Here is a 15,208-nt window from a genome sequence, read left to right as displayed (position 1 = left end):
TGCAAGCCCGGATCAGCGCGCCGAGGCTTCATGAAAATTCTGTGACACAATAGGGTTCCCGGTTGACCACCAATATATATTTTCATAATTCATGAAATATGATAGAAGAGATCACCGATCAGCTGGCCATTCTGGGGCATCCGCAACGCATCACTGTCTTTCGCATGTTAATGCGACGGTTTCCTGACATCGTGCCAGCGGGTGAGCTGGCCTCGGAGCTGGATATCAAACCCAGCACCATGTCGAATTATCTGAATGCGCTGCAAAGGTCCGGCTTGGTGACCCAGGAACGCTCTGGCACGTCCCTGCTTTACTCCGTTGATATGGCTAAAGTGCAGGGAATGTTTGATTTTCTGGTCGTCGATTGCTGCCGGGGTCGTCCCGATATCTGCATGCCTTTCACACAGGGAAATGAAGACATGACTGACCGCAAGTTCAACGTCCTGTTTCTATGCGTGGGCAATTCCGCCCGCTCGATCTTTGCCGAAACACTGCTGCGCCAATTGGGTGGCGACAGGTTCACCGTCTATTCCGCCGGAACGCAGCCCGCGTCCGAGTTGAATCCCTTTGCCGTGCAGGTGTTGCAGGACAAGGGTCACGATACTTCGGTCCTGCGCTCCAAGCATATGTCGGAATTTGCAACGGACGGGGCGCCGGAGATGGATTTTGTTTTTACCGTTTGCAATCAAGCTGCGAACGAAGACTGCCCGGCCTGGGAAGGCCAACCGATCAGCGGCCATTGGGGCATGGAAGACCCGGTGAAAGCTACCGGAACCGATGCCGAGAAAAGCCTCGCCTTTCAAAACGCCTATGGCGCGTTGAAGCGCCGGATCGAGGCGTTCACCTCCTTGCCGGTCGAAAGCCTTGACCGGATCGCCCTACAATCTGCTGTCGATGACATCGGCAGAACCTCTGTCGGAGACTGAAATGACCACATATGCTGTGAATGGCCTGGGCCGGATGGGAAAGCTGGCCCTGAAACCGCTGCTGGAGAAAGGTGCCAAGATCGCCTGGATCAATGACGCGGTCGGTGACGCCAAGATGCACGCGCATCTAATGGAATTCGACACGGTTCATGGCCGCTGGGACGCCTCTTTCGAGCATGATGAGGATAGCGTCACCGTCAACGGCACCCGCATTCCCTTCATCGGCACCAAGGACCTGAGCGCCCTGCCGCTGGACGGCGTCGATGTGGTGATCGACTGCACTGGGGTCTTCAAGACCGAAGCCAAGCTGGCCCCTTACTTTGAGGCGGGCGCGAAGAAGGTTGTTGTGTCGGCCCCGGTCAAGGATGGCCCGACCGCCAATATCGTGATGGGTGTGAATGACGACATCTACGATCCGGCGACCCATCAGATCGTGACCGCAGCCTCCTGCACCACAAACTGTCTGGCGCCTGTAGTTAAGGTGATCCATGAGAATCTGGGTATCCGCCATGGCTCGATGACCACGATCCATGACGTGACCAACACGCAGACTATCGTCGACCGTCCCGCCAAGGATTTGCGGCGTGCGCGCTCGGCGTTGAACTCGCTGATCCCGACCACAACCGGCTCGGCCACGGCAATCACGCTGATCTACCCTGAACTCAAGGGGCGTCTGAACGGCCATGCGGTGCGCGTACCGCTGTTGAATGCCTCACTGACCGACTGCGTGTTCGAGGTTGAGCGTGAGACCACCGTCGAAGAGGTCAATGCCTTCTTTAAAGCCGCCGCCGAAAGTGAGTTGAACGGCATTCTGGGCTATGAGACCCGCCCGCTGGTCTCGACCGACTACACCAATGACGAACGCTCTTCGATCGTCGATGCGCCGTCGACCATGGTGGTGAACGGGACGCAGGTCAAAATCTACGCCTGGTATGACAACGAGATGGGCTATGCGCACCGTCTGGTCGATGTGGCGCTGATGGTTGGGGCTTCGCTGTGACCGACCGGCCCGAGGGGCTGTCGGCCTATATCGCGGTCACAGCGGCCTATTGGGCCTTTATGCTGACCGACGGGGCCCTGCGGATGCTGGTGCTGTTGCACTTTCACACGCTGGGCTTCTCGCCGGTGCAGTTGGCCTACCTGTTTGTCCTGTATGAAATCGCCGGAATGGTGACGAACCTTGCAGCGGGCTGGATCGCGGCGCGGTTTGGCTTGACCTCGACGCTCTATGCAGGGCTGGGCTTGCAGGTTGTGGCGCTGCTGGCGCTGACGCAACTAGACCCTAATTGGGCGATTAGCGCATCTGTGGCCTTCGTCATGATCGTGCAAGGCGCAAGCGGAGTGGCCAAGGATCTGGCCAAAATGTCCTCAAAATCCGCAGTGAAATTGCTGGCCCCGACCGAGGGCGGCGGGCTGTTTCGCTGGGTAGCGGTGCTGACCGGATCCAAGAACGCGGTCAAAGGGCTGGGCTTCCTTCTTGGTGCAGCCATGCTAGCAACGCTGGGCTTTCAGGCGGCGATCATCGTGATGGCACTCGTTCTCGCCGTGATCCTGTTCGCCGTCATCCGCTTCATGCCCCCCGGCCTACCCAAGGGGCGCAAGGGCGCGAAGTTCTCTGAGGTCTTTTCGAAATCTGCCAACGTCAATTGGCTGTCCGCCGCGCGGGTCTTTCTGTTTGGTGCCCGCGACGTTTGGTTCGTGGTCGGCATCCCAATCTATTTCTACGCCGTCCTCTCGGATGGTACGGAAGAGGGCAACCGCGCCGCCTTTTTCATGATCGGCACCTTCATGGCGTTCTGGATCATCCTCTACGGCGTCATTCAGGCCAACGCGCCCAAAATCGTGCGGGCCTCAGACCGGTCCGAGGGCGATTTAATCCGCGCCGCACGCAGCTGGGCCGCCATGCTGTTCTGCGTTCCTGCGGCTCTAACGCTAGCAGTTTTGCTGTCTTCCGGGCCGGAAACATGGCTGACAATCACTTTGGTCGTAGGCCTTCTGGTGTTTGGAGCAATCTTCGCCGTTAACTCATCCCTGCATTCCTACCTGATCCTCGCCTTCACCAAGTCCGAACGGGTCACGATGGATGTCGGCTTCTACTATATGGCCAACGCGACAGGACGCCTTTTGGGCACCGTCCTGTCCGGCTTTACCTATCAGGTCGGCGGCCTGCCCCTTGTGCTGGGCACAGCGGCTGTCATGGTGGCCCTTGCGGCGCTCACTTCGGGCAAGCTGACCGACCAAACAACTGAGGCATATTCATGAGCATCTTCGAGCGCTATCTGACCATCTGGGTCGCCCTCGCCATGGTCGGCGGCGTGCTGATCGGACTGGCCGCGCCTGGTCTGGTCGGCCTGATCGCCGGGGCCGAGGTGGCCAGCGTCAACCTGGTCGTGGCCCTGCTGATCTGGGCCATGGTCTATCCGATGATGGTCGGCGTCGATTTCAAAGCGGTCGCGGGCGTGGCCCGGCAACCCAAAGGCCTGATCGTGACGCTGGCGGTCAACTGGCTGATCAAACCCTTCACCATGGCTCTACTGGCAGTATTGTTCTTCGACAATGTCTTCGCCCCGTGGATTCAGCCGGAAGATGCTGCACAATACACCGCGGGTCTGATCCTGTTGGGGGCCGCACCCTGCACCGCGATGGTGTTTGTCTGGTCACAACTGACCAAAGGCGATGCGACCTATACTTTGGTGCAGGTCTCAGTAAATGACCTGATCATGGTGGTGGCTTTTGCGCCCATTGTGGCCTTCTTGCTGGGGGTCACCGATATCTCGGTCCCATGGCAAACGCTTGTTCTGGCAACTGTCCTCTATGTGGTTTTGCCGCTGATTGCTGGTTTGATCACCCGCAAGCGGCTGGGCTCGCAGAAGGCCATCGACGCCTTCTCCGCCCGTGTCAAACCGTGGTCGATCATGGGTCTGATCGCAACGGTGGTGATCCTTTTCGGCCTTCAGGGAGAGACGATCCTGGCCAAGCCGATGGTCATTGTTTTGATCGCCGTGCCGATCCTGATCCAAAGCTATGGCATCTTCGCGCTGGCGTACGGAGCTGCGTTTGCCCTGAAGGTCCCACACCGCATCGCCGCCCCGTGCGCTATGATCGGGACCTCGAACTTTTTCGAACTTGCCGTGGCGGTCGCTATCAGCCTGTTCGGCTTGAATTCTGGCGCGGCTCTTGCAACGGTGGTGGGTGTGCTGGTCGAGGTGCCGGTGATGTTGTCACTGGTTGCCTTCGCCAATCGCACGCGGGCCCGGTTTCCCGAACCCGCGACGCAGTAACTTAGTCAGCGCACCGATTGATCATACAGCACCGCAATCGCCGCCGAGGCGATGCGGGTGCGGCGATCATCGGCGCGGCTGGTCAGCATGATCGGAACCTGCGCGCCCAAAACAATCCCTGCGGCCTCGGCTCCGGCCAGATACATGAGCTGCTTGGCAATCATGTTGCCGGCCTCAAGGTCCGGCGCGACCAGTATATCGGCCTGCCCCGCCACATCGGATTTGATGCCCTTTGTCGTGACCGCGCGCATCGACACGGCGTTGTCAAAGGCCAGAGGACCATCGAGCATACCGCCCGTGATCTGCCCGCGATCCGCCATTTTACACAGGGCACCAGCTTCGACCGTGGATTGCAGCCGGGGTGTAATGGTCTCAACCGCTGACAGGATCGCCACCTTTGGTGTGTCGATCCCGATGGCGCGCGCCAGATCAATGGCATTCTGAACCATATCCGCCTTGGTCTGCAGATCGGGCGCTATGTTGATGGCCGCATCGGTGATCAGAAGCGGTTTGGAGTAGGTCGGCACATCCATGACATAGACATGGCTCATTCGGCGTTCGCTGCGCAAACCATTGGCCTTAGAGACAACGGCGGACATGACCTCATCCGTGTGCAACGCGCCCTTCATCAGGGCCTTCACACGACCATCCCGCGCCAGATGCACCGCCCGTTCGGCCGAGGCATGGCTGTGCGGTGTATCAATGATCTCGAGCCCGCCGATATCCAACCCGGCCGCATCCGCCGCATGTAGAATTCGGCTGCGCGGGCCGACCAAAACAGGCTCTAACAAACCCAAATCGCGGGCCGAGAGCGCCCCCTCCAACGCGCTTTCATCACAGGGATGGACCACAGCCGTTGGCAATGGGTCCATTTTCTGAGCCGCGCTCAGCAATCGGTCATACGAGGCCCCTCGATGATGCAAAACCAGATCGGGCATCGCCATTCGGGGCCTTTTGACTTTTTTGTCTGGCGCGATCACAACGGCCTGTCCGGTGATGACAGGCTTGCCATCGCCAGTCGTACAGAGACAATCCAGAGTGACGTGTTTATTCTCGGGCTGCTTTTCGGTCACGGTGACGCGCACAGTGACCGTATCGCCGATGCCAACGGGTTTGAGGAATTTTAGGGTCTGATCCAGGTAAATCGTCCCCGGCCCCGGCAATTGCGTGCCCAAAACATTGGATATCAGCGCACCGCCCCACATGCCATGCGCGACCACCCTGTGAAAGACATCCTCCTGCGCGAAGGCCTCATCCACATGGGCCGGGTTCACATCGCCTGAGACCGCCGCAAAGGCATCGATATCCTGCGCGGTCAGGGTACGGGACAGTTCGGCCGTATCTCCGACGCTGATCTCATCAAACGGCCGGTTTTCGATAAAGCCGATGCCGGTATCCTCATCCGATGACATTCATTCCCCTTTCAATACAAAAGCCAAACCTTGGGCAGACACCCCGAACAGTTGCTGTTCAACGACCCATAAAGGCTGAATATGACAGAGACATGCAAGCGCCGCGACGTTCAGACCGCACGATCCTGTGCGCGATAGGAACCCGGGCTGCGGTTGGTCCATTTCCTAAACGCGCGGTGAAAATTCGCCGGTGCAGAGAAACCCGTGTCGAACGCAATCTGCTCGATACTGTCGCAGCTTTGCTGCAGGGCGCGGATCGCAATATCGCGGCGCAGGGCGTCCTTGATGTCCTGAAACGAGGTGCCCTCGTCCTTGAGACGCCGGTTCAGGGTCCGAGGTGTCATCTTCAGCGCAAGGGCCGCGTCGGGAAGCTGACTGCTTTTCCAGGACGCCCGATACAGGAACGCACGGACCTGCAGGCTGTTCGTGTGCGCGCGTGAGTTGGTGAAAATCCAGTCGATCGGTGCGCGCTCCAAGAAGAGAGACGCCTCAGCCGGGCTGCGCGTGATCGGGGGATCAAAGCGGCGCGGATCGAACAGAATGCTGGTCTGCGGAGCATCGAATGTGACCGCGCAGGGGAAGACAACCGCATAGTCCGCTGCAAAACTTGGCCTCGCAAAGGCAAAGCGAACGGCTTTTACAGGCGTTTCCAATCCGCTCAGCCATGACAGCAGCCCATGCGCAAGTTTCAGGATCAGCATATGGCCGAAGCGTTGGGGTGCCGTGTCTTGCCGATACGGTATTAGCGAAAGTTCAGCCTCGTCCGATCCGGTGCGCAGGTCCAGATGAAAATCATCCAGCAATAAATTCCAGAATGTCGAGAAACGATACAGCGCCGAGGTCAGGCTGCTTGCTTCGCGCAAGACGGTCACAAGATGCTGCAGAGCGCGTGGCCGAATGGGACGGCTCCAAAGGCCCATCATTTCGTCCCCAGTCTCAGGCGCGGCCAGTTGGTACAAGCGGGCGATTTCCTGAAGCGTCACACGCTGCGCAGGCTCTAACGCACCGGCGTGAAGGCCCGAACGGCTCAGCAGGAACTGCATCTGATCTGCGTTGCAACATATCCTCAGCGCCTCAAGCCAATCCTGGATGAAACCGGCAGAAACGGTCGTAAGTGAGATGGGGTCATTGCTGACCATGATCGCCCCCAGTTTGGCAATATCGGATATTAACTTGGCAATATATGAGCTTTTCGGCAAGCTAAACGGCAGATAAATGACGTGAAAACACAATTACCATTGGGGGAATCTGGCATGTCCTATCAGCCACCCGTACAGGATCTGATGTTCTGTATCGAACACCTGTCCCATTGGGAAACAGTGTCCACTCTGGACGCATACTCGGACTTCGAACTGCCCGATATCGGCGCTGCGCTAGAAGGCTATGCGCGGTTCTGCAGCGAACAGATCGCGCCGCTGTCCCATATCGGCGACACGTTGGGTGCACAGTTTGACAATGGCCGCGTGACGATGCCCGAAGGAGACGCGCAGGCCTATGCGCAATTTGTTGAGATGGGCTGGCAGGCCCTTACACACCCGCCTGAGTTTGGTGGTATGGGACTGCCGCGTACGGTTGGCGCGGCGGCAGTCGAGATGCTGAATGCTGCCGACATGAGCTTTGGCCTGTGTCCCTTGCTGACCGACGGCGCGATCGAAGCGCTGCTGTTGACAGGCTCGGACGCGCAGAAAGCCACCTATTTAGAGCCTTTAATCGCTGGGCGCTGGTCGGGCACGATGAACCTGACCGAACCGCAGGCGGGCAGCGATCTGGGTCGCGTTTCGACTAAGGCAGTGCGGCGCGAAGATGGTAGCTATGGCGTGTCCGGCACCAAGATCTTCATCACATATGGCGCGCATGACCTGACTGAGAACATCATCCATCTCGTTCTGGCGCGCACCCCTGACGCGCCAGCCGGACCGAAGGGTCTGAGCCTGTTTATTGTCCCGCAGAAGATGGTGGCAGAGGATGGCTCGGTCGGGGCGGAGAATTCGGTGAACTGTGTCAGCATCGAACACAAGCTGGGCGTTCGCGCCAGCCCAACGGCGGTGCTGGAATACAAAGACGCCACGGGCTTCCTGATCGGTGAGGAAAATCGCGGGCTGGAATACATGTTCATCATGATGAACGCCGCGCGCTTTTCGGTCGGCGTTCAAGGCATCGCGACATCAGAGCGTGCCTATCAACGCGCCTTGGCTTATGCGCGGGACCGGGTCCAAAGCCGCCCTGTGAATGGGCAGGTAAAAGACGCGGTGGCGATCATCGAACACCCCGACGTGCGTCGCATGTTGATGCGGATGCGCAGCCTCACGGAAGGCGGGCGCGCCATGGCAGCGGCCACAGCCGGTCTGCTTGATATCGCACATCATCAGAAGAATCCGGAAATGGCCGCTCTGGCCGAGTTCATGGTTCCGCTTGTCAAGGGCTTCTGCTCGGAACGCGCGGTCGAGGTCGCCTCACTTGGCGTTCAAATCCACGGCGGCATGGGCTTCATCGAAGAAACCGGCGCCGCTCAGCACTACCGCGACGCTCGCATTCTACCGATTTACGAGGGCACCACCGCTATTCAGGCCAACGACCTTCTGGGTCGCAAGGTCATGCGCGACGGAGGCGAGACCGCCCGCCGGTTCGCCGCCCGCATCGCCGCGACCGAGGCCGAGCTGGCAGATGGCGACGCCACCGCGCAAGCCATCGGTGCAAGCCTTGCGCAAGCACGCGGCGCGTTTGAAGCCGCCTTGGAATGGCTGTTGGAACACAGCCGAAAAGATATCGACGCCGCATTTGCGGGCTCGGTCCCGTTTTTGATGCTGGCAGGTACGCTTGCGGCGGGTTGGAAACTGGCAAAAGGTGTCACCCCGGCGCAGGCTGCGTTGAATGATGGGCAGAACACGCAGTTCATGACCCAGAAGATCGCCACAGCGCTGTTCTTTGCCCAGCATATCCTGCCCGAATGCAGCGCCGAACACACCCGCATCCTGCACGGCGCGCGCAGCCTGCTTGACGCGGCCTTCCCCGAATAACGCCTTAAAAAGGATCCGCAAAATGAATAATGTCGTGAACCCCGCCACTTACGAAAACCTCGCGATTTCCGAGCGTGACAATGGCCTCTATGTCGTGACCCTGAACCGCTCGACCAAGCGCAATGCACTGGACGTGGCCACGATCGAAGAACTGATCCGCTTTTTCAGCGGCGCGCGTATGGCCGGCGTGCGGGCGGTGGTGCTGACCGGCGAGGGCGATCACTTCTGCGCAGGCCTGGATCTGGTGGAACACTGGAAAGCTGACCGAAGCCCCGATGACTTCATGCATGTCTGCCTGCGCTGGCACGAGGCGTTCAACAAGATGGAATATGGTGGTGTGCCGATCATCGCCGCCTTGAAAGGCGCGGTGGTTGGCGGAGGGCTGGAGCTTGCCAGCGCCGCCCATATCCGCGTCATCGACCCCGGCACCTATTTCGCCTTGCCCGAGGGTCAGCGCGGGATTTTCACGGGCGGAGGCGCAACCATCCGCGTCTCAGACATGATCGGCAAATACCGCATGATCGACATGATCCTGACCGGCCGCGTCTATCAGGGGCAAGAGGCCGTCGATCTGGGGCTGGCGCAGTACATCACCGAAGACGGCGGTAGCATGGCCAAGGCAATGGAACTTGCAGACCAAATCGCGCAGAACCTGCCTTTGACCAATTTTGCAATCTGTTCGGCAATCAGCCATTTGAACAACATGTCCGGCATGGATGCAGCTTATGCCGAAGCCGTGGTGGGCGGTGTGGTCAACACCCAGCCCGCCGCCCGCGAACGATTGGAAGCTTTTGCCAACAAAACCGCCGCCCGCGTGCGGCCCAACAGCTAAGACAGGCAGGACCCGGATGCGTCACCATTTCGAAGCTCTTCAGAAGACACGGGCCAACCACGTGCCTTTGTCACCTTTGTCCTTCCTGCGCCGCGCCGAAACCCTGCACGGCGCGCGCACCGCTGTTATCTATGGCGATATCCGACGAAGCTGGGCGGAAACCGCCGCCCGCATTCGCGCGGTGGCCAGTGGGTTGGCCGCGCTTGGGGTGCAGAAGGGCGATACGGTCTCAGTCCTAAGTCCGAACATCCCGGAACTGTTTGAGCTGCATTTTGCCCTGCCCCTGACCGGGGGGGTGCTGAATACGCTCAACACCCGGCTTGAGCCCGAAACCATCGCCTATATTCTGGATCATGCGGACACCAAGCTGGTGATCGTGGACCGGGAACTGGTGCCGCTTCTGTCCAAGGCCTTTGATCTGCTGGGTCGCACAATACCTGTGGTCGAAATCGCCGATCCTGCCGCCACTGGTCAAAGCCTCGGCGGCCAGACCTATGAGGCGCTGACCACGGCCCCGCCCCTGCCGGTCGATCTGCCCGATGATGAGTGGGACGCGATTGCGCTGAACTACACCTCGGGCACCTCGGGCCGCCCCAAGGGCGTGGTCTATCACCACCGTGGCGCTTACCTGATGGCGTTGGGTACGGGCACCGCGTGGCAGATGCCGCCCTATCCGGTCTATCTGTCCGTCGTGCCGATGTTCCACTGCAATGGCTGGGGCCATCCCTGGTTGATGGCAATGCTTGGAGGGACGGTTGTGTTTACACGCGTTCCCGCTGCAGACCGTATTCTGGACGCGATCCGCACCCATGGCGTGACCCATTTCGGTGCCGCCCCCATCGTGCTGCAAATGCTGGCCGAGGCCGAAAGCGACGCCGCCCCCTTTGATCCCGCAATCCGGGTGCTGACCGCCGGCGCACCTCCGCCCCCTTCGGTCTTGGAGAAGACCCGCGCGATGGGGTTTGACGTCATGCAGGTCTATGGCCTGACCGAGACTTACGGCCACATCTCGCAATGCCTCTGGCAGGAAGAGTGGAACGATCTCAGCCCCGCAGATCAGGCTGAATTGCAGGCGCAGCAGGGCATCGCCTTCCCGATGGTCGAAGATGTCACGGTGATCGACCGCGACAGTGGCGCACCGGTGCCACGCGATGGAGCCACACAAGGTGAGATCGCCATCCGGGGCAACACGGTCATGGCTGGGTACTACAAAGACGCCGAGGCGACCTCGAACGCCTTCGAAGACGGCTGGTTCTGGTCCGGCGACGGAGCTGTGATGCATGAAAACGGCTACATCCAGATCCGCGACCGGCTGAAGGACGTGATCATCTCGGGCGGAGAAAATATCTCATCCGTCGAGGTCGAAGCGGTGCTGTATCGCCATGACGCGGTTCAGGCCGCCGCCGTGGTCGCGATGCCGCATGAGAAATGGGGCGAGGTCCCCTGCGCCTTTATCGAATTACGCGACGGGGCCGAGGCAACCGCTGAGGACATCATCGCTTTCTGTCGCGATCATCTGGCCGGGTTCAAGGCCCCAAAAGCGGTTGTTTTTGAAACACTTCCCAAGACCTCAACCGGCAAGATCCAGAAGTTCCAACTGCGCGACCGTGTCAAAACACTGTCGCGTTGACATAGCTCTGCCCGGGTTTCTCCAACGAAACTCGGGCAAAGCCTCAAACCTAGGGCGAGGCTTCATAGCCAATAGATAACGAGTGCTGCGAGGGCGATTGCTGACAGGAAGACCTTTGGGCACCTGTCGTAGCGGGTTGCCACAGGCCGCCAATCCTTCAACCTGCCGAACATGATCTCGATCCGGTTGCGCCGTTTGTAACGACGCTTGTCGTACTTAACCGGTTTCTTCCGCTACTTCCGGCCAGGGGTGCAGGCGAGCACCCCTTTGTCTGTCAACGCTTCCCGGAACCAATCGGCGTCATAGCCACGATCCCCGAGCGGCCAATCGACATCCGGCAGGCCGCTCAGCAGTGCCCGCGCACCAATGTAATTGCTGACCTGACCGGCGGTGATGAACAGGTTGAGCGGACGTCCTCGGCTGTCGCAGATGGCATGCAACTTGGTGTTCATGCCGCCCTTGGTGCGACCCCTCTCGGCAGCATCCTCCGGATGCGACTGCCGGGCAGTGAATCAGGCGTCTACGTTCCCTTTTTTGACACCCAAACTGCTTGCGTCACGGTGGGCCTTCAGGTCGGTGGCATCGACCATCACAGTCTTCTCTTCACCGTGTTCGGCAGCCAGACCGGCCATCATCCGGGCGAAGATGCCTTGTTCGTGGCGGCATTCGAACCAGTAGCGTTTGCCACTCACCTCCTCCGCTTCCAACGGTTATAGGGCGTTTCCGCGGCTTGCGCGGTCCCACTAGGACCACGATTCCCTTAAACTGTGTGGGCCATAAGCCAAAGGGGCATTCCCTTTGCCAGTATCCCGACCAGATCCACGAGGCCTTCACGCATGACGCAGAGCGCGACGTTTTTGTCTGCCCACAAGGGCACGACCTGAAACTGTGCGCCAATAGCCCCGAATAATCGCCGCACTCACCGGGCGCGGTGATAAACCGGCGCAAACACTAGATGTAGTCGGGAGCTTTTTTCACCGATATCGACTGACTATGAGATCGGAACCTAAGCGCCGAACAACTTTCGGATTTTCCGCTTAGTGTTGCGACGGCGATAAGTCCACGTCCTTTGGTAACTTTGAATGAACTGCGCGACCTGCGGGCTAAGATCCGAAGCTTTCCGGATATCTTCGGGCCGATCCTGCCTGATGCTCTGCTCGATAAAGTGTTCGAGCCACCTGAAAAACAGGTCGGGGTAAGCGCGGCCCGGGAAGTACTTTTCCCCCCACTGCACGATTGTCTTGATCTGCCGGAAGGCGTTCTGGTGCAGATTATTTCCGTGTTTGCGGTAGGAGAGAACGATCTTGTTCCCCAGCGAAAAGGTCAACTCGGGGTGTCGCACCATGTGCTGAAACAGGCGCGTCCGCAGAACTATGTCGTCCCCTGTCATCGTGTCATCAAAACCGCCCACGGCCATGAGGGCGTCGCGGCGGAACACCTGACCCTGGATGTAGAAGGAGCCAAGGCTCCTAAACTCCAGCTCAATCAGGTCCTGAGCCGTTTCGGGGTGGTTCGCAGGAAGCGGAAGGTGAATGGCATCCGTAATCCGGTGGCCGTTTTCGTCGATCTCGTAATGACCGGTATTGGCTGCGAAGACGATGTTCCGAGCTTTCGACAAAACCTCGACCGCATCTTTGATACAGTCCGGCATCAGGAGGTCATCCAACGACATCATTGTGACAAATTCGCCCGACGCTGCGTCGAGAACCTTGTTGAAGTTCGCCGGCACATTGCCGGAGTTTTCCTGCTTTATGAAAGTGGTCGGAAAGGGGCTCTTAGCCAGTACGGCCTCAATCACTTCGACCGAATTATCCGGTGATCCATCGTCCAGGACGATGATTTCGATATTGCGATAGGTTTGTTCGTAGATCGATTGCAGACCCGCCGCAGCAAATCTCGCGTGGTTGTAGGAGACGCATAATACAGAACACAAATGAGACATTCAGTTCTCGCTTTTCGGCCTCGTCATGAACGGGACGTTCAATTGAAGCGATTGACCGTCCAGCGCCCATGTCAGCAGGCGCGCAGGATCTCGGGTATGACTCGGTTTTTAACGCGTGATCTATCCAGTTGAGGTCCCATTGGCAAGCTCAGCACTTCTTGTGCCAGACGGCGGGCAATCGGGAAAGCCTCGGCTTCGAAGCACAGATCGGCATAGGCGCCCTGCATGTGCGGCGGGATCGGATAGTGGATGAGCGTCCCGACCTCGGCCTCGGCCAGATGCGCCTGCATCTCAGCGCGCATTGTGGTGCGGACAACAAAGAGGTGCCAGACAGGGTCTGCCCAATCGGGCACATGCGGCAGGATCAGGCTGCTGTCCTTCAACCCCTCGAGATAGTCGACGGCGATCGCGCGGCGCCGTTCGGTCCAGTCGTCCAGCGCCTTCAACTTTACCCGCAGAACAGCCGCCTGCACGGGATCGAGGCGTGAATTCACGCCGGGCTCTTCGTTGACATATTTCTCGTGAGAGCCGTAGTTGCGCAGTATCGCCACCCGGGCGGCCAGGTCTGCGTCGTTGGTGGTCACCGCCCCGGCATCCCCAAGTGCCCCAAGGTTTTTGCCCGGATAGAAGCTCCAGCAGACGATATCGCCATGCCCGCCAAGCCGCTGCCCCTTGTAGGCCGCACCATGCGCCTGCGCCGCATCTTCGATCACCCGAAGCCCGTGGCGGCCCGCAATCTCGAGGATAGAATCTAGGTCGGCAGGCTGGCCGTAAAGGTGCACCGGAAGCACAGCGCGGGTACGCAGGGTGATGGCCGCCTCGATAAGGGTCGGATCGATATTGTGGGTGGCCGGGTCAGGTTCGACCGGAACTGGTGTTGCACCGACACCAGAGACGGCAAGCCAGGTGGCGATATACGTGTTCGAAGGCACGATAACCTCGTCTCCCGGCCCGATGTCCAGCGCACGCAGGGCCAGTGTAAGTGCGTCTAGTCCGTTGGCCAGCCCCACGGCGAACTTGCTGCCGCAATAGGCGGCCCATTCTGCCTCGAAGGCCTCGACCTCGGGACCGAGGATGTAGAAACCACTGTCTAGCACTCGCGCCACAGCGTCGTCGATTTGTTGCTTCAGCTCGCGGTAGGCCGCGCCCAGATCGAGGAAAGGGATCATTCGACCCCTCCACGCAGCGCGTTCTGAAATTCACTATAGTCCCGGAAATAGTCGGACTCATCATAGACATGCGAGGCAAGCACCATGCAGACTGCGCCCTGACTGAAGGCATCCATTTCGCGCCAGATCATCCGGTTGACGTAAAGCCCTTTGCGCGGGTCACGCAGCCAGAATTCGGTCTTGGTTTCTCCGTCGTCAATCTTAATGCGGAAACTGCCGGACAGCGCAAAGATGACCTGTTCAAGATCGCGGTGCGCATGGCCGCCACGTTCGGAGTCGACGGGTACGTTGTAAAGGTAATAGACCCGAGCAATGTCGAACGGCAGATGGTTGCCCCCTTCCACGAAGGTCAGGTCGCCACGGGGATCATGGATTTGCGGAAGGTCGATGATCCGGACGCTGCCCTGGTGCGCGGAAATTCGTGTCATGGAAAGGTCACCCTTTGAGAAGTTGTAGATATGTGACGCGTAACTCTTCGAACAACTTGCGCGGATAGTCAAAGAAGATGTCTTGCGCGGTCCTATTGGTCTCGATCATGCCGAGACGGCGATAGAACGCCTCGGCGTGGGTGTTTTCCACCCGGACATCAACCTTAGCCATGCCGAGGTCTAGATGGTCGAAGCCGATACCAAATGACAAGACGGCACTCTCCAGCGCGGCTTTCCGGGGTTTGTTGGCGTCGAGTATCCAGCTGCCCCAGGTGAATTGGTCTTTTTCGATTTTATACAGGCGCACCAACCCGCAGCGGATGCTGTCGTGACGTTCGATCACGTAATAGAGCTGCCGACACTGGGCCTCCTCGGCTTTGTAGCCTTCGATCCACTGTCGCTGATCCGCAACCGTGCCCGTGACCGGGGACAGGTGCCGATTGTAGCGCGGGTTCGTACGCAGTGCATGCACATAGGGCGCATCAGCGGGCGTGATAAGCCTGAGTCTAAGGTTTGGCCCGGCCACTTGGGCAACAGGTGATTTGGTCATGATCCCCTTAGAGCTTGTGGT

The 15,208-nt window shown here is 59.1% G+C and carries 13 protein-coding genes and 1 pseudogene; 7 read left to right on the top strand and 7 right to left on the bottom strand.

From position 1 onward, the window contains the following. Positions 1–98: 98 nt before the first annotated feature. The 4 genes from ACXAH8_RS07365 to arsB are packed head-to-tail and all read left to right on the top strand — an operon-like array spanning position 99 to position 4,207. Entirely contained in the window at positions 99–926 is an 828-nt protein-coding gene (locus ACXAH8_RS07365) for an arsenate reductase/protein-tyrosine-phosphatase family protein (protein WP_475217249.1), read from the top strand. Between the two features lies 1 nt (position 927). After that, positions 928–1,926: an ArsJ-associated glyceraldehyde-3-phosphate dehydrogenase gene (locus tag ACXAH8_RS07360; protein ID WP_475217247.1), complete on the top strand. Its 999-nt coding sequence runs from the start codon at positions 928–930 to the stop codon at positions 1,924–1,926. Continuing rightward, positions 1,923–3,188, top strand: a complete 1,266-nt coding sequence (gene arsJ / locus ACXAH8_RS07355; protein ID WP_475217246.1) for an organoarsenical effux MFS transporter ArsJ — start codon at positions 1,923–1,925, stop codon at positions 3,186–3,188. Before ACXAH8_RS07360 ends, arsJ begins: the two co-directional genes overlap by 4 nt. After that, positions 3,185–4,207, top strand: coding sequence for an ACR3 family arsenite efflux transporter (gene arsB, locus ACXAH8_RS07350; protein ID WP_475217245.1), 1,023 nt, complete (start codon positions 3,185–3,187; stop codon positions 4,205–4,207). The genes arsJ and arsB overlap by 4 nt, the downstream gene beginning before the upstream one ends. Positions 4,208–4,212: 5 nt before the next feature. Here the strand turns inward: arsB and ACXAH8_RS07345 are convergent, their stop codons facing one another. Both ACXAH8_RS07345 and ACXAH8_RS07340 read right to left on the bottom strand, forming a co-directional pair. Then, a complete protein-coding gene (locus tag ACXAH8_RS07345) occupies positions 4,213–5,619 on the bottom strand; it encodes a bifunctional enoyl-CoA hydratase/phosphate acetyltransferase (RefSeq protein WP_475217244.1) in 1,407 nt (468 codons plus the stop codon). 110 nt (positions 5,620–5,729) lie between these two features. Next, the gene (locus tag ACXAH8_RS07340; protein WP_475217242.1) at positions 5,730–6,758 is read right to left on the bottom strand and encodes an AraC family transcriptional regulator; all 1,029 of its coding nucleotides are present in this window, start codon (positions 6,756–6,758) and stop codon (positions 5,730–5,732) included. Between the two features lie 114 nt (positions 6,759–6,872). On the opposite strand from ACXAH8_RS07340, the gene ACXAH8_RS07335 reads away from it, so the two are divergent. From ACXAH8_RS07335 to ACXAH8_RS07325, 3 genes are read left to right on the top strand one after another with little or no spacing between them, the layout of a single operon-like run. Further along, positions 6,873–8,636, top strand: a complete 1,764-nt coding sequence (locus tag ACXAH8_RS07335) for an acyl-CoA dehydrogenase (protein WP_475217241.1) — start codon at positions 6,873–6,875, stop codon at positions 8,634–8,636. Between the two features lie 22 nt (positions 8,637–8,658). Then, entirely contained in the window at positions 8,659–9,468 is an 810-nt protein-coding gene (gene dmdD / locus ACXAH8_RS07330; protein ID WP_475217240.1) for a methylthioacryloyl-CoA hydratase, read from the top strand. A 16-nt stretch (positions 9,469–9,484) separates the two neighbouring features. Then, entirely contained in the window at positions 9,485–11,098 is a 1,614-nt protein-coding gene (locus ACXAH8_RS07325) for an AMP-binding protein (protein ID WP_475217238.1), read from the top strand. 62 nt (positions 11,099–11,160) lie between these two features. On the opposite strand, the pseudogene ACXAH8_RS07320 reads toward ACXAH8_RS07325, so the two are convergent. The 5 genes and pseudogenes from ACXAH8_RS07320 to ACXAH8_RS07300 form a co-directional block, all read right to left on the bottom strand. Further along, positions 11,161–11,754: pseudogene (locus ACXAH8_RS07320) on the bottom strand (IS5 family transposase); the annotation flags it as partial. Between the two features lie 350 nt (positions 11,755–12,104). Beyond that, positions 12,105–13,040, bottom strand: coding sequence for a glycosyltransferase family A protein (locus ACXAH8_RS07315; RefSeq protein WP_475217237.1), 936 nt, complete (start codon positions 13,038–13,040; stop codon positions 12,105–12,107). A gap of 71 nt (positions 13,041–13,111) precedes the next feature. Continuing rightward, positions 13,112–14,209 carry a DegT/DnrJ/EryC1/StrS family aminotransferase gene (locus tag ACXAH8_RS07310; protein WP_475217235.1) on the bottom strand — a complete coding sequence of 366 codons (1,098 nt, stop codon included), beginning with the start codon at positions 14,207–14,209 and terminating at the stop codon, positions 13,112–13,114. Next, positions 14,206–14,637, bottom strand: a complete 432-nt coding sequence (locus tag ACXAH8_RS07305) for a sugar 3,4-ketoisomerase (RefSeq protein WP_475217234.1) — start codon at positions 14,635–14,637, stop codon at positions 14,206–14,208. Before ACXAH8_RS07305 ends, ACXAH8_RS07310 begins: the two co-directional genes overlap by 4 nt. 7 nt (positions 14,638–14,644) lie before the next feature. Next, positions 14,645–15,187, bottom strand: coding sequence for a GNAT family N-acetyltransferase (locus ACXAH8_RS07300; protein ID WP_475217233.1), 543 nt, complete (start codon positions 15,185–15,187; stop codon positions 14,645–14,647). Positions 15,188–15,208 lie beyond the last annotated feature (21 nt).

This window comes from Ruegeria sp. ABV3_008 (assembly GCF_056161185.1).
This window is presented reverse-complemented; position numbering and strand designations above follow the sequence as displayed.